The following is a 20,139-nucleotide window of genomic DNA, read 5'->3' as shown; positions in this document are numbered from 1 at the left end:
TTAGCGGGTTTCGTTGAACAGTTCGCGGCCGATCAGCATGCGACGGATCTCACTGGTGCCGGCGCCGATTTCGTACAGCTTGGCGTCACGCAGCAAGCGGCCCGCCGGGAATTCGTTGATGTAACCGTTACCGCCGAGAATCTGGATCGCGTCGAGGGCCATTTGCGTGGCGCGCTCGGCGGTGTAGAGGATCACCCCGGCGGCATCCTTGCGGGTGGTTTCGCCGCGCTCGCAGGCCTGGGCCACGGCGTAGAGGTAGGCGCGACTGGCGTTGAGCTGGGTGTACATGTCGGCCACTTTGCCCTGGATCAGCTGGAACTCGCCGATGCTCTGGCCGAACTGTTTGCGGTCGTGGATGTATGGAACGATCAGGTCCATGCACGACTGCATGATCCCGGTCGGGCCGCCGGAGAGCACGACGCGTTCGTAATCGAGGCCGCTCATCAACACTTTGACGCCGCCGTTGAGCACGCCGAGGATGTTTTCTTCCGGCACTTCGACGTCATCGAAAAACAGCTCGCAGGTGTTGGAGCCGCGCATGCCGAGCTTGTCGAATTTATTGCTGCGGCTGAAGCCTTTCCAGTCGCGTTCGACGATGAACGCGGTGATGCCGTGTGGGCCTTTTTCCAGATCGGTCTTGGCGTAGATCACGTAGGTGTTGGCGTCAGGGCCGTTGGTGATCCAGGTTTTGCTGCCGTTGAGGACGAAGCGGTCGCCGCGTTTGTCGGCGCGCAGTTTCATCGAAACCACATCGGAACCGGCGTTCGGTTCGCTCATCGCCAGTGCGCCAACGTGCTCGCCGCTGATCAGCTTCGGCAGGTATTGGGTTTTTTGTTCGTGGTTGCCGTTGCGGTTGATCTGGTTGACGCAAAGGTTGGAGTGCGCACCGTAGGACAGCGCTACAGAGGCCGAACCACGGCTGATTTCTTCCATCGCCACCACATGCGCCAGGTAACCCAGACCCGCGCCGCCGTACTCTTCCGGCACGGTGATGCCGAGCAGGCCCATGTCACCGAATTTGCGCCACATGTCGGCGGGGAACAGGTTGTCGCTGTCGATCTGCGCGGCGCGCGGAGCGATCTCCTTGGCGACAAAGGACTGAACCTGATCGCGCAACATGTCGATGGTTTCACCGAGGGCGAAGTTCAGGGATGGATAGCTCATGGGTCACCTTTTGGCTTTTTTGTAGGGTGGGGAGGGCGGTCACTCAGCTCTCACCTTTACGTTAACGTAAGCCTGCGATGGATGGCTGTCAATCACCCTTTACGTTAACGTCAACTTGAGCGAGAGTAAGGGCAGTTCAAGATTGAAAGCTGATTGGTTTTTGTAGGAGTGAGCCTGCTCGCGATGGCGTCGTGTCAGTCGACGTAAATGTTGACAGTAGGATCGAGATCGCGAGCAGGCTCACTCCTACAAGTGACCGTCGGCAACCCATAAATAAAGACAATAGGGGTCGTCATGGATCAACCCAGTGCAAACCCGCAGCGCAGCTATACCCGTGGATCTCAGGACAAAGCCTTGCTGGCGATGACCATCGGGCAGAAGTTCGATCACACCGCCGCGCAATACCCTGACGGCGAAGCGCTCGTCGTGCGCCATCAGCAGCTGCGTTACTCCTGGCGACAACTGGCCGATGCGGTGGACCTGCACGCCAGAGCGCTGCTCGCCCTGGGTTTGCAGGCCGGCGATCGCCTCGGTATCTGGGCGCCGAACTGCGCGCAGTGGTGCGTCACCCAAGTTGCTACGGCAAAAATCGGCGTGATCCTGGTCAACATCAACCCGGCCTATCGCAGCTCCGAACTCGAATACGTGCTCAAGCAATCCGGCTGCCAATGGCTGGTCTGCGCGGGGGCGTTCAAGTCCTCAAACTACCACGCCATGTTGCAAGGGGTGGTGCCGGAACTGGCCGAGCAACCCATCGGCCAATTGCGCAGCGAACGCCTCCCCGCACTGCGTGGGGTAATCAGCCTTGACGCGCAACCACCGTCAGGTTTTCTGCCGTGGTCGCAACTGGCCGATCTGGCCACCAGCATCTCTCCCGATCAACTGCGCGAACGCAGCGACAGCCTGCACTTTGATCAACCGGTGAACATCCAGTACACCTCCGGCACTACCGGTTTCCCCAAAGGCGCAACCCTCAGCCACTACAACATCCTCAATAACGGCTACATGGTCGGTGAAAGCATCGGCCTGACCCCGCGCGATCGTCTGGTGATCCCGGTGCCGCTCTACCACTGCTTCGGCATGGTCATGGGCAATCTTGGCTGCATCACCCACAGCAGCACGATGATTTACCCCAGCGATGCCTTCGATCCGTTGCTGACCCTGCAAACCGTCGCCGAAGAAAAAGCCACCGGTCTTTATGGCGTACCGACCATGTTCATCGCCATGCTCGACCAGCCGCAACGTGGCGAATTCGATCTGTCGAGCCTGCGCACCGGAATCATGGCGGGCGCGACGTGCCCGATCGAAGTGATGCGTCGGGTGATCAGCGAGATGCACATGAGCGAAGTGCAGATCGCTTACGGCATGACCGAAACCAGCCCGGTGTCGCTGCAAACCGGCCCGACCGATGAGCTGGAATTGCGCGTGACCACCGTCGGCCGCACCCAGCCACAGCTGGAGAGCAAGATCATCGACGAAGCCGGCAACCTCGTGACGCGCGGCACCATCGGCGAACTGTGCACCCGTGGCTACAGCGTGATGCTCGGTTACTGGAACAATCCGCAAGCCACCGCCGAAGCCATCGATGACGCGGGCTGGATGCACACCGGCGACCTGGCGAGCATGAACGAGGAGGGCTACGTCAACATTGCCGGGCGCAACAAGGACATGATCATTCGTGGCGGCGAGAATATTTACCCGCGTGAGCTTGAGGAGTTTTTCTTCACCCATCCGGCCGTGGCGGATGTGCAGGTGATCGGCATTCCGTGCTCGCGTTACGGTGAGGAGATTGTTGCCTGGATCAAATTCCACCCCGGCCACAGCGCCTCGGAGCTGGAGCTGCAAACCTGGTGCAAGGAGCGTATCGCGCATTTCAAGACGCCACGGCATTTCAAGTTCGTTGAAGAGTTTCCGATGACGGTGACGGGCAAGATCCAGAAATTCAGGATGCGTGAGATCAGTATCGAAGAACTGAAAACAATCGAGCGGTGAACACAAACACTGTGGGAGCTGGCTTGCCAGCGATGGCGTCGGATCAGCCAGCATCAATGTTGAATGATCTACCGCAATCGCTGGCAAGCCAGCTCCCACAGGGATTTGGGGGATTGAGGAATTATAGAAAGCACAAAGGGGAGCCGAAGCTCCCCTTTAATTTTGTCGTCGCGTGCTCTTTTTTATTATTGAGGGTCGGTCTGTTGTTGTTTTTGGCAACCGTGGCCCTTTACCGCTGTTTTTGGCGACCCCCATCCGGGGTCAAGAGCAAACGTATTTTTTTGAGCGCTGATCTACTTTCTCGCTAAGCGATCCAACCGATTCGGGAGCTACCTGAAGGTAGTTTTATTGTTCTCTGCCCGGTTGCGGGTCACTCCTGAGAGCACCCTGAAAAGCACACCTTCTCCAAAAAAATCTGTTAGCTGCGTCTCTGCCGTGTTGTTTTTGTTATGTCAGAGTCGGTACGTCTTATTTTTATTGGTTTGCTGCTTTTTATTCTTGTTATGCCATAGAGATAGCAGAAGCCGTGCCAACTTTTAAAAATCCTTATAAATCAATAGTTTGAAAATTTCAGAGATTTTTCACTCCGACGAAACCAGACAATTTGTTTCCGTGTTACTCGCTTGAACCCACATTCCGGACACAGCGGTAACACCTTCCCCCCTCACTGCGCGCTACGAGCCTTGGCCACGCGCGAACCGCTCGGGCGGCCGAGCACCGCGCTGATCTGCTGACCCGCAGCAATCAAGGCGTCCAGGTCGATACCGGTCTCGATACCCAAGCCGTTGAGCAGGTACACCACGTCTTCGGTAGCAACGTTACCGCTCGCGCCTTTGGCGTACGGGCAGCCGCCGAGGCCCGCGATAGAGCTGTCGAACACCGAGATGCCCTCGAGCAGGCTGGCATAGATATTGGCCATGGCCTGGCCGTAGGTGTCGTGGAAATGCCCGGCCAGTTTTTCTCGTGGCACTTGCGCTGAAACCACTTCGAACAGACGGCGAGTCGCGCCAGCGGTGCCGGTGCCAATGGTGTCGCCCAGCGAAACTTCGTAGCAGCCCATCGCATACAGCTCGCGCGCGACCACCGCCACTTGTTCCGGCGCGACCGTGCCTTCGTACGGGCAACCGAGCACGCAGGACACGTAACCGCGCACGGTAACGCCGTGCTGTTGCGCCGCTTCCATGATCGGTGCGAAGCGCGCCAGGCTTTCGCTGATCGAGCAGTTGATGTTGCGCTGCGAGAACGCCTCAGACGCGGCCGCGAACACGGCGACTTCCTTGACCCCTGCGGCGATGGCATCTTCGAAGCCACGCAGGTTCGGCGCCAGTGCGCCGTAGGTCACGCCCGGCTTGCGCTGGATCTGTGCAAACACTTCGGCCGAACCCGCCATCTGCGGGACCCATTTCGGTGAAACGAAACTTCCGACTTCTATATAGCCAAGGCCGGCAGCGCTGAGTGCATCGACTAGTTGTACCTTGTCGGCCACGCTGATCGGTTGGGCTTCATTCTGTAGGCCATCGCGCGGGCCGACTTCGATCAGGCGTACTTGGGAGGGGAGGGACATGACGGTTGACCTGTTGTAGTTATCTGAAGTCTGCGGATATCCCCCTGTGGGAGCGAGCCTGCTCGCGAATGCGCCGGGTCAATCACCATAGATGTCGAATGACAAATTGCATTCGCGAGCAGGCTCGCTCCCACAGGGAATGGGGTTGTTACTGAATGGCCTGCTGGCTCTTCAGCGTCTGCTCCAGTGCCTGCACGCAGCGCTCTTCGGCGGTATCGAGCTCCAGCTTCATTTGCTCAATGTCGAGCAACTGCTGCTCCAATTGTTCCCGGCGCTCGCTGATTTTCGCCAGCATGCTGTTGAGTTGTTTGGTGTTACCGCTGGAAGGGTCGTAAAGCTCTATCAGTTCACGGCATTCGGCCAGCGAGAAACCGATGCGCTTGCCGCGCAGGATCAGCTTCAGGCTGACCTTGTCGCGTGGCGAATAGATACGTTCCTGGCCACGGCGCTCAGGGCTGAGCAGGCCTTGCTCTTCGTAAAAGCGGATCGCCCGGGTGGTGATGTCCAGCTCGCGGGCGAGGTCGGAGATGCTGTAAGTCTGGCTGCTCATGGAAGCGCTCGAAAAAAGGTCTTGGCGCTAAGCTAATGGCAGGTTGACGTTTACGTCAAGAAGGATGATCTGTGGTGTTCATGCTGGCCTCATCGCGAGCAGGCTCACTCCTACAGTTGACCGTGTTTCATCTGAAGAAATGCAACCAATTGTAGGAGTGAGCCTGCTCGCGATGGCAGCGCCGCGGTAAAAAGCCCTACACCTTATCCAGCTTCTTCTCCTGCGCCGTCACCTGCTGGCACAACTCGATCATCTGCTCGCGCATCCAGCGATTCGCCGGATCCTGGTCAGTGCTTTCATGCCAATACAAATGCGTCTCCACTGGCGGCACATCATTCACCGGCAGATTAAACGCCTGCAGCTCATGCCGACGGGCAAAGCGCTCCGGCACCGTCATGACCATGTCGGTCTGCTGCATCACTTGCGACGCCATCAGATAGTGCTGCGAGCGCAGGGCAATTTTGCGCTGAATGCCCATTTTGCCCAGCGCCAGATCGACATAACCCAGACCACTGCGACGGCTGGAAATATGGATATGGGTCAGCGACAGGTAATCATCCAGCGAGAGCTTTTCCTTGCCTGCCATCGGATGCCCCTTGCGCATCGCACAGACGTAACGGTCTTCCATCAGCTTGACGTGGCGCACCTGCGGGTCGGTGTTGAGCGGCGCATCCACGGCGAAATCCAGACGCCCGGCGGCCAGTTCCTTGGTGGTCTCGCGGCGCTTGGACAGAAAGCTTTCGATAATCACGGTCGGCGCCAGACGGCGCAGGCGCTGGAACAGCGGCGGCAGAATTACCGCTTCGGTGAGGTCGGTCATGCTGATGCGGTAGGTCTTGACCGCCTGCGCCGGGTTGAAAATGCGGCTTTCCTGAACCGACACACGCAGCAGCGACAAAGCGTTGCGCACCGGGCCGATGATGTTCTGCGCCATCGGCGTCGGCACCATGCCCTGAGCCGTGCGCACGAACAGTGGATCATTAAAGGTTTCGCGCAACCGCGCCAAGGCGTTGGACACCGCCGGCTGGGTGATACCGACAATCTGCCCGGCGCGGGTCAGGTTGGCTTCGGTATAGATCGCGTCGAAGACGATGAAAAGGTTGAGGTCGACCTTACTCAGATTCATAACGCGGCTTCTCTTGTTATTAAGGGCGGTGATTTAGGGGCTGGTAATCAGCCGATCATATATCGGTGATGAATGTTTATACACGCCGAGAATAGGCTAGGTAAATTATCAGCGCTGTTCTAGCATCGATTGCATGACTTAAACAACCTCTGCCCAAGAAGGTAATTGATCATGGATTTCGCTTATTCGCCCAAGGTGCAAGAACTGCGTGAGCGCGTGACCGCGTTCATGGACACTTACGTTTACCCGGCCGAGGCGGTGTTCGAACGCCAGGTTGCCGAAGGCGATCGCTGGCAGCCGACGGCGATCATGGAAGAGCTCAAAGCCAAGGCCAAGGCCGAGGGTCTGTGGAATTTGTTTCTGCCTGAGTCGGAACTCGGTGCCGGCCTGACCAACCTCGAATACGCACCATTGGCGGAAATCATGGGCCGTTCGCTGCTCGGGCCGGAACCGTTCAACTGCTCGGCACCGGACACCGGCAACATGGAAGTGCTGGTGCGCTACGCCAACGAAGAACAGAAACAGCGCTGGCTCGAACCGCTGTTGCGCGGTGAAATCCGCTCGGCATTCGCCATGACCGAACCGGACGTTGCCTCTTCGGACGCGACCAACATGGCTGCCCGCGCCGTGCGTGATGGTGACGAGTGGGTGATCAACGGCAAAAAATGGTGGACCTCCGGCGCCTGCGACCCGCGCTGCAAGATCCTGATCTTCATGGGCCTGAGCAATCCCGATGCGCCGCGCCACGCCCAGCACTCGATGATCCTTGTACCGGTCGACACTCCCGGGGTGAAAATCGTCCGTCCGTTGCCGGTGTTTGGCTACGACGACGCTCCGCACGGCCACGCCGAAGTGCTGTTCGACAACGTGCGTGTGCCGTTCGAAAACGTTTTGCTCGGTGAAGGTCGCGGCTTTGAAATTGCGCAAGGTCGCCTTGGCCCAGGCCGGATTCACCACTGCATGCGCTCGATCGGCATGGCTGAACGGGCTCTGGAATTGATGTGCAAACGTGCGGTAAGCCGCACTGCATTCGGCAAACCGCTGGCGCGTCTGGGCGGTAACGTCGACAAGATCGCCGACTCGCGAATGGAAATCGACATGGCACGTCTGCTGACGCTGAAGGCGGCGTACATGATGGACACCGTCGGTAACAAAGTGGCGAAAAGCGAGATCGCGCAGATCAAAGTCGTTGCGCCGAACGTCGCACTGCGGGTGATCGACCGAGCGATTCAGATGCATGGGGGGGCCGGGGTGTCGAACGATTTCCCGCTGGCCTACATGTACGCCATGCAACGCACCCTGCGCCTGGCCGACGGCCCGGACGAAGTGCACCGCGCGGCGATCGGCAAGTTCGAGATCGGCAAGTATGTGCCGAAGGAAATGTTGCGTAGCGAACGCTGATCCACCTGATCATTCCCACGCTCTGCGTGGGAATGCATCCCGTGACGCTCTGCGTCACAGTGGACGCGGAGCGTCCATGGTGGCGTTACCACGCGGAGCGTGGGAACGATCTGGTGATATCAATACACCCAAACCTCAACCCGCCGATTCTTGATCCTCCCCTCATCCGCATTGTTCGCCGCCACCGGCATCAACGCACCAAAGCCACGAACCTCACGCAACACCACGCCGTTCTTCACCAATTCCCGCCGCACCGCCATCGCCCGCAGCTTCGACAGCAGATCTGCCCGTGCCGGGTCATCCTTGGCATCACCAAAACCAACCAATGTCACCGCGCGCTCGGTCTTGTCATGACGTTTTATATAGTCGATCACCCGCGCCAGATCCTGCCGCGCCTTGTTATCCAGACTCGCGCTGCCTTCTTCAAAACGGAAATTCACTGTCAGACGCTGGGCGTGACGGCTGAGGGATTGATAACCCTCGGGCATCAGTGCATTCGGCGCGACGCTCATCGCATGCACGGTCTGACTGATAAAACCGTTTGCCGCGACAATCACCTGGCCCTGACGGCTCTGCGCAAACGTCACCAAGGCTTTTGCCCACGGATTGTTGCTGTCGGGTGGCAGATAGAAGAACAACCGCCGCGACAGTGGATAGTCTTCTGTAGCGATCAGGCTGTTGAGCGGCAGCATCGACTGCGATGCGCCATCAGCAATGGCCACGGCTTTGGCCTGACGCACGTAGGGCAAACCGATGAAACCGATGCCTTGCGGATCGCTACTCACCGCGTCGGACAACTGTTCGCTGGACTCAAACCTTTTCGCCGCGTTGCTCAGACTTTTCCCACGACGACTCAGGACCAGTTCCTTAAACGTGTCGTAAGTGCCGGACTGATCATCGCGCGCATATAAATGAATCGCACCACCACGCCCGCCGAGGTCTTCCCAGGTTTTCACATCGCCGGCGAAGATCCGCGCCAGTTGCTCAGTGTCCAGTTGTTGGAGGGGATTGTCGGGATGAAGGATGATCGCCAGGCCGTCGATGGCGATGACTTGTTCAGCGGCGGGGCTTTTCAGGTCGCCCAGTGATTGCAGGGTCTGTAACTCACTGTCCTTGATCTCGCGGGAAGACGCGGCGAGGTCGGCGCTGGCATTTTTCAACGCGGTGAAACCGGTGCTGGAACCGTGGGCGGCGACTTCAACGACCACGCGTTTACCTTCGCTGGTCTGGCCGACGATGCGCAGTTCGTTGGCGGTGTCCGGGGTTTCTCGGTGGATTTTCAGCAGGCCTTGCTCTTGCAGCAGGCCCTCAACGAGTGCGGGGCCGAGTTCGGCGCCGATGGTGTTGGAACCTTGAATGCGCAGCGCGGGGCCGTTTTCAGGAAGGGGCAGGGCGGCGGCAGAAACCGTCAGCCACGCACTCAAGAGAAACACGCACAGAACACGCAGGGTCATGCCGGCACCGAATCAAGCCAAGGGGATTGCCGGGGAGATTAAGTCAGGCGCATGACCAAAAGATGACAGATCAAAAGATCGCAGCCTTCGGCAGCTCCTACAGGGGAACGCATTCCAAATGTAGGAGCTGCCGAAGGCTGCGATCTTTTGATCTTGGCTGATATCAGCTGAGTTCAAGCCAGATCGGCGCATGATCGGAGGGTTTTTCCATCCCGCGCAGTTCGTAGTCCACGCCCGCAGCCTTCACCCGCGGCAACAAGCCATGGGACGCCAGAATCACATCGATGCGCAGCCCGCGCTTCGGCTCATCCTCAAATCCACGGCTGCGGTAGTCGAACCAGCTGAACATGTCGGTCACGTCCGGGTTCAAGTGGCGATAGCTGTCGGTCAGACCCCAGTTCTTCAGGCGTGCCATCCACTCGCGCTCTTCCGGCAGGAAGCTGCATTTACCGGTTTTCAGCCAGCGCTTCATGTTGTCCGGGCCGATGCCGATGTCGCAGTCTTCCGGGGAAATATTCACATCGCCCATCACCACCAGCGGCTGCTCGTTGTGGAACTGGCTTTCCAGCAGCGCTTGCAGATCGCTGTAGAAACGCTGCTTGGCGGGGAATTTGGTCGGATGGTCGCGGCTTTCACCCTGAGGGAAATAGCCGTTCATGATGGTCACCGGTACGCCATTGGCGTCGGCGAACGTGCCCCAGATAAAGCGACGCTGAGCGTCTTCTTCGTCGGTGGCGAAACCTTTGTGGATGGCGATCGGCTCCTTGCGCGAGAGCATGGCCACGCCGTAATGGCCTTTCTGGCCGTGGAAATACACGTGGTAGCCGAGGGCGCGGACTTCTTCGAGCGGGAACTGGTCGTCGTGGACCTTGGTTTCCTGCAGGCCGATCACGTCCGGCTGGTGTTTTTCGATCAGCGCTGCCAGCTGATGCGGACGGGCACGCAGTCCGTTGATGTTGAAGGAAACGATCTTCATGGTCGGCAGTCCTGGCAAAAGGGCGATGCTAGCTGACATGGGGGAGATGGGCCAGTGTGGGAGAAATCATTTTGGCCTGTGGGACATGTGTTGTCCCGGAGGGCCCCATCGCTGGCAAGCCAGCTCCCACAATGTCGGCGTCGTTCATAACATTCATGTACACCAGAGAAACCTGTGGGAGCTGGCTTGCCAGCGATGAGGCCCCACCGGTCGATGAAGATCCCGAGTTGGTCTATACCTGTGGGGAACCACGCCACCCGTAAAAGGTTCGTACCAACAAGAGCGCCGCCATTTGCACGCGCCCCGGGGAGATTCACCGTCATGCCTGAAACCCAGACCGCCATCGCCGACATACATATGCTCGACCGCGGTTATTCCCGCGAAGCCCGCTCGCTGCTTTATCAGGCCTATCGCCACGAACCGACCTTCGGCTACCTGTTCGAAGCCGAGCGCCCCGGCTACGAGCAACGGGTGCGGGCGACGGTGCGTGAACTGGTCAAGCAACACTTTCTGCAGGACCTGCCCGCCATCGGCCTGTTGGTCAACGACCGCCTGATCGGCATCGCCCTGATCGCGCCACCGCAACGGCGTTTGGGCATCACCGAGAGTTGGGCGTGGCGCCTGCGCATGGTGCTCAGCACCGGTTTTCGTTGCACCCGACGCTATCTGGAATACCACGACGCCGTCGCCGCGTGTGTGCCCAGCGATTCCGTGCACATGCTTCCCTTGTTGGGCATTCACCCGCAGTTCCAGGGCAAACACTTCGGCGAACAATTGCTGACCGCCGTACACAACTGGTGCGCCGTCGACGAAACCTCGCAAGGCGTGGTGCTCGACACTGGCAACCCGCGCTATCTGGAATTCTATAAAAGGCAGGGTTACGAAGAGATCGGCGAAGTTGCCGTCGGCCCGGTGCGCGAACACGTATTTTTCCACGCCAATCCGCAGGTGTTACAAACTGCAACAGCATGACAATCGAACTTCTTGGGAAATTTCCTGTTCTATCACGCTCCCAAGCCCGTGATAGCATCCGCGCCTATGAAGTTTCCAGGAAGATTTACCAGTGGCGTGCTCCTGCTGTTAACCAGCTGCACGGCGCTGGCGCAAAGTGAATTGGATGTGCGGATCAAACCGTCCAACGATGAACTCAAGGCCAATATAGAAGGCTATATCGGCAGCCTCGGCGATCGTGACGAAGAAGCCCTGCAGCGCTTCAGTCGCGGTGCCGAAGAGCAGGCGCGCAAAGCGGCTCAGGCGTTGGGCTACTACCAGCCGCAGATTGAAAGTGACGTCAAGGGCGGCGACAAGCCGCGCCTGGTGTTGAACATCGATCCCGGCGAGCCTATTCACCTGCGCAACGTCACCATTCGTGTCGACGGCCCGGCTGCCTCCCTCAAATCCTTTCGTGTACCGAAAAGCGACGCGCTCAAGTCCGGTGCGGTGCTCAACCATGGGCGTTATGAAGACGCCAAAAGACTTATTCAGAATCAGGCCTCGCGCTTCGGTTTTTTCAGTGGCCATTTCACCAGTCAAAAACTTATGGTCGACCCGCGCGCCGGGGTGGCCGACATCGAACTGATCTACGACAGCGGCCCGCGTTATGCGCTGGGCAAAGTCAAATTCGAAGGTGATACGCCGTTCGATGAAGACCTGCTGCAACGCATGGTGCCGTTCAAGGAGGGCGAGCCGTACGACTCCGAGCTGATCGCCGAACTCAATCGCGACCTGCAATCGAGCGGCTATTTCGAAGGCGTGCGCGTCGATGCCGCACCGACGACCGCGAAAAATGACGTGATCCCGGTGGACGTCAAACTCGACACGCGCAAGCCGCGCACCATGGGCCTGGGCCTCGGTTATTCGACCGACGTCGGCCCGCGCATCAAAGCCAACTGGACGCGCCATTGGGTCAACCCGCAAGGCGACAGCTACGGTTGGGAAGCCGAACTCTCGGCGCCACGGCAAAACGTCGGGCTGTTCTACGACATCCCGCTTGACCCGCCGCTGACCGACAAACTGCGTTGGGCCGGCGGTTATCAGTTCGAAGACATCGACGGTTCCGACACGCTCAGCAAACTGCTGACCTTCGGCCCGGAATGGCACAGCAAATTGCCGAGCGGCTGGCAGCGGGTGATTTCGCTGAAATGGCAGCGTGAAGAATATGAACTCGGCGATGACTCCGGCCTGAGCACCTTGCTGATGCCCGGCATCAGTTACTCGTATCTGAAAAGCGACAACCGCATCGACCCGCACAACGGCTATCGCCTGAGCTTCGAAAGCAAAGTGGCGAAGGAAGGCCTCGGCTCGGACAACAACCTTCTGTATGGCACCGCGCTGGTCAAAGGCCTGACCACGGTGTTCGACAAACATCGCTTGCTCGGTCGCGTGCAGGTCGGCGGTAGCGCCACCAATGGCTACAACTCGATTCCGCCGTCGCTGCGGTTCTTCGCCGGTGGCGATCAGAGCGTGCGCGGTTACGACTATCAGAGTCTGTCGCCGAAAAACTCCGATGGCGACCGAATCGGCGGCCGTTACATGGTCGCTGGCAGCGTCGAGTATCAATACTCGATCGCCGAAAAATGGCGCGTGGCGACCTTCGTCGACCAGGGCAACTCCTTCAACAAACTCGAACTGCCGAACCTCAAGACCGGGGTCGGCATTGGTGTGCGCTGGGTCTCGCCGGTGGGGCCGATCCGCCTCGACCTGGCCCACGCACTCGACGACGATGGCGGCATCCGGCTGCACTTTTCCATGGGGCCTGAGCTGTGAAGCGTGGTTTGAAAATTACGGCGCTGACGCTGCTGGCGCTGGTGTTGTTGATTGTATTGAGCGTCACCGCCGTACTCGGCACGGCGGCTGGCAGCCGTTGGGTACTGGGCCTTGTGCCGGGGCTCAGCGTCGAGAATTTCCAGGGGCGCCTTGGCGGGCAATGGAGTGCCGATCATCTGTTGTGGCAGCAGGACAGCAGTCGCGTCGAACTGAACCAGGCAATCTTCGCCTGGTCGCCGCTGTGCCTGACGCGCATGACTCTGTGCATCGAACAGCTCAAGGCTGATCAGGTCATTCTGCAATTTCCACCGAGCGAAGAAACTACCGAAAGCGGCCCGATCAAACTGCCGGATCTGCAATTGCCGGTGGCCATCGAACTGGGCGACGTGCAGGTTGGCAGCCTGTTATTCAACGGCAGCGAGCAGCTCAAGGGTTTGCAACTGGCGGCGCACTGGACCGCCCAGGGCATGCAGATCGACAGCGTGAAATTGCAGCGCGACGAGCTCAGCCTCAACCTGTCCGGCACACTCACGCCGACCGGCAACTGGCCGCTGAACATCGCCGGTGACCTGACATTGCCGTCGCCGGGCACGGGGCTGTGGGCGCTGGCGTTGAAGATCGACGGCGACCTGTTGAAAACCCTCAACCTGCACGCCGACAGCCGGGGTTACCTCGACGGCCAGTTGAGTGGTGAATTGCAACCGCTGGCGGAAAACCTGCCAGCCAAGGTGCGCATCACTAGCGAGGCGTTCAAACCGAGCGCCGACCTGCCCGACACCCTGCAACTCAATCAATTGCTGTTGACGGGTGAAGGCGACCTGAAAAACGGTTACCAGCTCAACGGCAACGCCACGCTGCCCGCCGACAAAGGCCCAGTGGCGCTGCTGCTCAAAGGCAAAGTCGACGCCAGCGGCGCGCAGATCGCCGGCCTTGATCTGACAGCCAACGACAAACAAAGCCTGAAACTCACCGGTAGCGTCGACTGGAGTAAAGGCCTCAGCGCCCAAGCCAACATCAACTGGCAGGACTTTCCGTGGCATCGGCTCTACAACGAAATCGACGAACCTGAGGTCGCTTTGCGCACCTTCACGGGCGAAGTCTCCTACACCGATGGTCAATACCTCGGCAACTTCGCCGCCGCTCTGGATGGTCCGGCCGGCGCGTTTACCCTGAGCAGTCCGTTCAGCGGCAGCCTGAAACAGATCGCCTTGCCGCAACTGAAAATGGAAGCCGGGCAGGGCAAGGCTGAAGGCCATGTGAATGTGCAGTTCGCCGACGGTATCGCCTGGGACACCGCGCTGGAACTGTCGGCGCTCAACCCGGCGTACTGGGTCGCCGAATTGCCGGGCACGTTAGCTGGACCGCTGAAAAGCCAAGGCGAAATGAAGAACGAACGGCTGAGCCTCACCGCCGACCTCGACTTGAAAGGCAAATTGCGCGGTCAACCGGCGATCCTCCAGGCCAAGGCTGATGGCGCTGGCGAACAGTGGAATCTGAATGCCCTGCAAATCCGTCTCGGCGACAACAGCATCAGCGGCAAGGGCAGTCTGCAACAGAAACTCACCGGGCAGATTGATATCAAGCTGTCGCGTCTGGCTCAGCTCTGGCCGCAACTGCGCGGGCAGGTCAACGGGCAGGTCAATGTCGCCGGCACGTTGAAAGCACCGCAGGGCAAACTCGACCTGCAAGGTTCGCAACTGGCCTTCCAGGACAATCGCCTGCAAAGCCTCAACCTCGACGCCACCCTCGACAGTGCGCAGCGGGCAAAGATCGATCTGAAGGGCAGCGGCATTCAGGCCGGCGACACCAATCTGGGTGTGTTGACCGCCAGCGCCCAAGGCGACATCAAGAACCAGAAACTCAACCTCGACCTGATCGGGCCGAAGCTGAAACTAGCCCTCGGTCTGGATGGCAATCTGGACAAGGGCAACTGGCGTGGTCGTCTGGCCAGTGGCGATATTCAGGCGGGTGGCCAGGATTGGAAACTGCAAAGCCCGGCCAAGCTCGAACGTCTGGCAGACGGCAAAATCAACTTTGGCGCTCATTGCTGGATGTCCGGCGACGCCAGCCTGTGCGGTGAAGATCAGCGCCTGATGCCGGAGCCGAAACTGCGCTACCACCTCAAGCAGTTCCCGATCGAAAGCCTCGCGCAATGGCTGCCAAAAGATTTCGCCTGGAAGGGTAAGCTCAATGCCGATCTGCAACTGGATCTGCCGGCCAGCGGCCCGAACGGCGTGGTCAGCATCGACGCCAGTGGCGGCACCTTGCGCATGAAGGAAAAGGAACAGTGGCTGGACTTCCCGTACCAGACCCTGAAACTCACCAGCAAACTCACGCCAAAACGCGTCGACACCGAGCTGAATTTCGTCGGCGGCAAACTCGGCGAGTTGATGGTGCAGGCACAGCTCAATCCACTGCCGAAAAACAAACCGCTGAGCGGCTCGTTCCGTCTCTCCGGGCTGGACTTGTCGGTGGCACGGCCGTTTGTGCCGATGGTTGAAAAACTCACCGGGCGCCTGAATGGCAGCGGCACGATTTCCGGTGGATTGCTCGCGCCGCTGGTCAACGGCACCGTGCAACTCAGCGACGGTGAAGTGTCCGGCGCCGAGTTGCCGATGGAACTGCAGAACCTGCAACTCACCGCGCTGATTGCCGGCGAATCGGTACGCCTCGACGGCGGCTGGAAAAGTGGCAAGAGCGGGCAGGGCAGCTTGAACGGTAACATCGCCTGGGGTCAGGCACTGATGGTCGATCTGGCGCTCAAAGGCACGCAATTGCCGGTCACCGTCGAGCCCTATGCCAAGCTCGAAGTGGCGCCGGACCTGAAGATTTCCATGGCCGGCGACGAGCTGAAAATCGCTGGCAAAGTGCAGGTGCCCAAAGGCGAAATCACCGTGCGCGAATTGCCGCCATCAACGGTGAAAGTCTCCGATGACACGATCATCGTCGGCGCGCAGACCGAAGAGGGCAAACCGCCGATGGCGATGAAAATGGACATCGACGTGGTGGTCGGCGAAGACAAACTGGCTTTCGCCGGTTTCGGCCTGACCGCCAACGTGAAAGGCCATGTGCACATCGGCGACAACATGGACACCCGTGGCGAACTGTGGCTCAACGACGGCCGCTACAGTGCCTACGGCCAGCGCCTGCAAGTGCGCCGTGCGCGTCTGTTGTTCGCCGGCCCCCTCGATCAGCCGTATCTGGACATCGAAGCGATCCGCCAGACCGACGACGTGATCGCCGGTATTCGCCTCAGTGGCAGCGCCGAGCAGCCGACCACACAGATCTTCTCCGAGCCGGCGATGAGCCAGGAGCAGGCGTTGTCCTATCTGGTCCTCGGTCGTCCGCTGAGCACCAACGGCGAAGACAACAACATGCTCGCGCAAGCGGCATTGGGTCTGGGTCTGATGGGCAGCTCCGGGGTCACCAGCAGCCTGGCCAAGGATCTGGGTATTCAGGACTTCCAGCTCGACACGGCAGGCAGCGGCGATGCCACCAGTGTGGTGGCCAGCGGCAATATTACCGAGAAGCTCAGTTTGCGTTATGGCGTTGGCGTGTTTGAACCGGCCAGCACCATTGCGCTGCGCTACAAGCTGAGCAAGAAGGTCTATGTCGAGGCGGCCAGTGGCGTGGCCAGTTCGCTGGATATTTTCTACAAGCGCGATTTCTAGATCGCGCTTTCTCCTGAACCGAGTCGCTTCAATCGCTGGCAAGCCAGCTCCCACAAGCTTCTGTGGCGTACATGATTGTTGTGTGCGCCAAGGACTTTGTGGGAGCTGGCTTGCCAGCGATGGCGTCTTCTCAGTCAGCCACTGGCGCGCGGCACACCAGGGAGGCCCGCTCGTAGTTCAACGCCTTGTCCCGCTCGGGCAGTGCATACGACGCCTCGCAGCGCTGGCCTTGCCAATTGATGGTCAGGGTGCCGGCGTCGTCCGCGACCAGCGCCAGTGCCTTGCCGCTCGGGTCGGAGATCGCCAGTTGCTTGCCGGCGGCATCTTCAAGCGACGCGCCGAAGGGAATCGGCCGGTGCTGCGCATCGAACAAGGCAAATTGCACGCGGCGTCCGGTCTTGCTCGCATAGCGCGCGAGCACCACTGCACCGCGGCGCGGCACCACTTGCCGGGTTGCGTTATCGATTTCAATATCGCCGCCCAGATCGCGGGTGTCGAGGTTGATCCAGTTGACCCGATAGGGTTGCGCGTTGGGCACCACGGCATAGCCGTTACGCCCGGTTTTCGCTCCGGAGAAACTGCCGATTTTCACCCCGGAAACGCCTTCGACCTGCGCCAACGCAAACGTCTCACCCACGGTTTGCCCGAGGTTGATCCCGCCGCCGTGGCCGACGATCGAGCCGGCCAGATTAAGGTTCTGCGAGTTGTAGCCGCGGCCCTGGCTGTAACCGGCACTGATGTCCATCACCGAGGTGCGGGTGCTGAGGTTGGCAGAACCGCTGCTGCCCCCGGTGCTGCTGTTGCCACCTTGCACCGAGTAATAGGTGTCGCTGTCTTCCGTCAGGTAGCCGTTGATCCCGACCTGAGTACTGTCGGTGGCTTTCTGTGTGCTGGCGGAAACAAACGCTCGCGGCGCGCGAGGTTTCGAACCCAGCGGGAACGACAGCGACAGGTTGACCAAAGTGTCATTGTTCGCCGGCCCATAGTTGCCGACATCCTTGGTGTAGGTCGCGCCGAGGTTGTAGCTGACATCGCCCCAATAATTGCTGTAACCCGCCGACAGGCTTTGCGATCCGCCGCGTCCCCAATAGCGCTGGTCACTGGCGTTGAGGTAAACGCTGCCATATTGCTGGTTAGTCCCCAGACTCTGGTTGATGGTCAGGTCGGTGCGGGTTTTCGAGTTGCCCGTGCGTTTTTCGCCCTCGTGGCTCAACTCCTCGACGTGGTCGGTGAGGGTGCGATAGCCCTCGGTCGAATAGCGATAGGCGGCGAGGGTGAAGCTGGTGTCGGTGCCGGTAAATGTCTTGGCGTACAGCGCGCGCAAACTGTTGCCTTTGACCACTTGGCCAAAGGTGCGACTGGCGGAATGGGTCACGTCCAGTGACACGGCGCCGATCGGCGTATTGCGCCCGGCGCCCACGGACAACGCCTGGAAATCCTCGGTCGCCTGCACGCCGACGATGCCGGACAAGTTGCTGCTGATGCCATAGGCCAGCGTGCTGCTGACGAACTGCGGCGACTGTTGATCGTCGCTGTTGCTGTTGTAGCGGCCGGCCGAGACGCTGTACTTCAACTGCCCCTGGCGCACCATGATCGGCAGGCTGGAAAACGCCTGCACCGTCACCCGGCGCTGACCGTCGGCCTCGATAATCGTGATCTCCAGATCGCCGTTGGAACCGCTGGGATAGATATCGCTGATCTCGAAGGGGCCCGGCGGCACGTTGGTGGTGTAGAGGATGTAGTTGTTCTGACGAATTTCCACCGTGGCGCTGGACTGGGCAATCCCGCGAATGACCGGTGCATAACCGCGCTCGCTGTCGGCGCGCATGCCGTCATCGGAGGCCAGTTTCAAGCCGCGATAGCGCACGCTGTCAAACAGGTCGGCGTCGGAGAAAATATCCCCGGCACTGAACTGGCCTTTCAACGCGGTCAGGTCATGTTGCAGATAGCTGCGGTTGCTTTTGAAGGTGCTCGGCTGGCCCGTGCTGCTGTTGAAGTTGGACTCGTTGCGCAAGCGCCAGCCACCGAGGTTGATGCCGTTGCGCAAGCCGACGTTATTGGAAAGCGTGTTGGCGGTCTGCGTGCTGTTACGGTTGCTGCTCAGTTGATAGTTGATAAACGCCGCAGGCACGCCTTCGTCCCACAGGGCCGGGTCAACGTAACCACGCCGGCCACGTTCCATGGCGCTTTGCGGCACGCTGACCAGCAGGCGCAGGCGCGGCACGTCGTAACGCACGCTGGCATGTTCGATCAATGCCGGCAGGTCGAGGCAGGCGTTCGGGTCGTCAGCGTTGAGTTTGCCGCTGGCATGCAACTTGGCGATGTCGACGCCCAATTGCTGGACCATTTCCAGGGTCAGGCAGGCCTGGATCTTGCCGTTGCCGGGGTGGCGACGGAAGTCGATGTCGCGACGACCGACCAGCGTGTCGTTGCTGTAGAGGTCAACCCGGTAGTTGCCGGGCAGTACGCTGTTGCTGGCGAGCAGCGATTGCACATCGACAGTCGACGCGGCACCTTGCAGAAACGACGTGTTGAACTGTTCTTCGCCGTCAGCCTGGCACGCCGAGCTGATAGCCGAGGCGATCAACAACGACGTCAAACCGTCGCGTTTGAGTAAAAACATGCAGGAACCCTATATCACCTCCGATACGAACTAACGGAGCGAAGAGAAATACAGTGAAAGTGTGCGATCAGAGCGATTCGCGAGTTATGGCGTTTCTTTCTTTGGACTGGCGCTGGTGTCAGCGCTGTTGGAAAGTTGCGCGGTATAACGATCTTGGGCGCCATAGTCGTTAATGCTGCTGAACAACAAATTTGCCGCATTAGTTGAATGAAGTTGTTTGAGGGCGAACTCTTTGCGTTCCCCGGGCGCGATCATCATCGAATCAAACGGGTGCTCGCTGAGTGCGCCGGATTGCAGAGTGATATCGGCAATCGACACGTGATACAGGCCGGGGTTGTTCACCACCAGCACGCTTTTGCCGGCGCGCTCGGCCAGGCGCCAGGTCAATTCGCCCGGTGCCAGATAGGCGTTGTTTTTCAGACCGGCCGGGCGGAAGAACACCTTGATGCGCTGGCGCACGGCGAGTTGCAGAGTGTTCTGGGTCTTCGCGTTCTGGGGGATTTCCTGCACGTTGAGCCAGACCACCGATTCGCGGTCGGTCGGCATGCCGGTGCCTTCGTAGATGACCCGCAGTATTTGCTGTTCGTCGCCGCTGACGCGCACCAGTGGCGGTGTGACCGCAAACGGCACGGAGGTGGTTTCGCTGGCATCGGTGTCGATCCACGACTGGACCAGAACATCTGCACCGCTGTTACGCACGGTGATGCCGGCTTCCTTGTGCTGGCCGTCGAAGACCAGGCGGGTGCTGCTCAAGGAAATGCCGGCGGTGGCCTGATTGACCACGAACAGGCCCAGCAGGCCCGCGCAAAAGGACAATGAGTGACGATAAAACATGATGGTTACCGCGCAAGT

The 20,139-nt window shown here is 59.6% G+C and carries 13 protein-coding genes; 5 read left to right on the top strand and 8 right to left on the bottom strand.

What is annotated here, in order from left to right; translation table 11 throughout:
- The gene (locus CKW26_RS26675; RefSeq protein WP_095050784.1) at positions 1-1,164 is read right to left on the bottom strand and encodes an isovaleryl-CoA dehydrogenase; all 1,164 of its coding nucleotides are present in this window, start codon (positions 1,162-1,164) and stop codon (positions 1-3) included.
- Between the two features lie 294 nt (positions 1,165-1,458).
- Here CKW26_RS26675 and CKW26_RS26670 point away from each other — a divergent pair, with 294 nt between their 5' ends.
- Positions 1,459-3,156 (top strand): AMP-binding protein, encoded by a 1,698-nt coding sequence (locus CKW26_RS26670; RefSeq protein ID WP_095050783.1) that lies wholly within the window; start codon positions 1,459-1,461, stop codon positions 3,154-3,156.
- A 664-nt stretch (positions 3,157-3,820) separates the two neighbouring features.
- Here the strand turns inward: CKW26_RS26670 and CKW26_RS26665 are convergent.
- From CKW26_RS26665 to CKW26_RS26655, 3 genes are all read right to left on the bottom strand, one after another.
- On the bottom strand, positions 3,821-4,720 hold the full coding sequence (locus CKW26_RS26665; protein ID WP_095050782.1) for a hydroxymethylglutaryl-CoA lyase: 900 nt from the start codon (positions 4,718-4,720) through the stop codon (positions 3,821-3,823).
- A gap of 148 nt (positions 4,721-4,868) precedes the next feature.
- Positions 4,869-5,270: a MerR family DNA-binding transcriptional regulator gene (locus tag CKW26_RS26660; protein ID WP_038362702.1), complete on the bottom strand. Its 402-nt coding sequence runs from the start codon at positions 5,268-5,270 to the stop codon at positions 4,869-4,871.
- A gap of 196 nt (positions 5,271-5,466) precedes the next feature.
- On the bottom strand, positions 5,467-6,396 hold the full coding sequence (locus CKW26_RS26655) for a LysR family transcriptional regulator (protein ID WP_016986544.1): 930 nt from the start codon (positions 6,394-6,396) through the stop codon (positions 5,467-5,469).
- Between the two features lie 171 nt (positions 6,397-6,567).
- On the opposite strand from CKW26_RS26655, the gene CKW26_RS26650 reads away from it, so the two are divergent.
- Positions 6,568-7,797, top strand: coding sequence for an acyl-CoA dehydrogenase (locus CKW26_RS26650; RefSeq protein WP_095050781.1), 1,230 nt, complete (start codon positions 6,568-6,570; stop codon positions 7,795-7,797).
- Positions 7,798-7,916: 119 nt separating this feature from the next.
- Here the strand turns inward: CKW26_RS26650 and CKW26_RS26640 are convergent, their stop codons facing one another.
- Positions 7,917-9,251, bottom strand: coding sequence for a substrate-binding domain-containing protein (locus CKW26_RS26640; protein WP_095050779.1), 1,335 nt, complete (start codon positions 9,249-9,251; stop codon positions 7,917-7,919).
- Between the two features lie 163 nt (positions 9,252-9,414).
- Positions 9,415-10,227 carry an exodeoxyribonuclease III gene (gene xthA, locus CKW26_RS26635; protein ID WP_064389273.1) on the bottom strand — a complete coding sequence of 271 codons (813 nt, stop codon included), beginning with the start codon at positions 10,225-10,227 and terminating at the stop codon, positions 9,415-9,417.
- A gap of 321 nt (positions 10,228-10,548) precedes the next feature.
- Between xthA and CKW26_RS26625 the strand changes: the two genes are divergently transcribed.
- The 3 genes from CKW26_RS26625 to CKW26_RS26615 all read left to right on the top strand — a co-directional run bounded on the left by CKW26_RS26625 (position 10,549) and on the right by CKW26_RS26615 (position 16,664).
- On the top strand, positions 10,549-11,199 hold the full coding sequence (locus CKW26_RS26625) for an N-acetyltransferase (RefSeq protein WP_007912451.1): 651 nt from the start codon (positions 10,549-10,551) through the stop codon (positions 11,197-11,199).
- Between the two features lie 66 nt (positions 11,200-11,265).
- Complete coding sequence (locus tag CKW26_RS26620) at positions 11,266-12,993, top strand: autotransporter assembly complex family protein (protein WP_095050777.1); 1,728 nt, start codon at positions 11,266-11,268, stop codon at positions 12,991-12,993.
- The gene (locus CKW26_RS26615) at positions 12,990-16,664 is read left to right on the top strand and encodes a translocation/assembly module TamB domain-containing protein (RefSeq protein WP_095050776.1); all 3,675 of its coding nucleotides are present in this window, start codon (positions 12,990-12,992) and stop codon (positions 16,662-16,664) included. Before CKW26_RS26620 ends, CKW26_RS26615 begins: the two co-directional genes overlap by 4 nt.
- Positions 16,665-16,794: 130 nt before the next feature.
- Here the strand turns inward: CKW26_RS26615 and CKW26_RS26610 are convergent, their stop codons facing one another.
- Complete coding sequence (locus tag CKW26_RS26610) at positions 16,795-19,287, bottom strand: fimbria/pilus outer membrane usher protein (RefSeq protein ID WP_095050775.1); 2,493 nt, start codon at positions 19,285-19,287, stop codon at positions 16,795-16,797.
- An 84-nt stretch (positions 19,288-19,371) separates the two neighbouring features.
- Entirely contained in the window at positions 19,372-20,121 is a 750-nt protein-coding gene (locus CKW26_RS26605; protein WP_095050774.1) for a molecular chaperone, read from the bottom strand.
- Positions 20,122-20,139 lie beyond the last annotated feature (18 nt).

Source organism: Pseudomonas sp. Irchel s3h9 (genome assembly GCF_900187475.1).
Classification (GTDB): Bacteria; Pseudomonadota; Gammaproteobacteria; order Pseudomonadales; family Pseudomonadaceae; genus Aquipseudomonas; species Aquipseudomonas neuropathica.
The sequence above is the reverse complement of the archived record's forward strand: the minus strand, read 5'-3'. Positions and strand labels throughout refer to the sequence as shown.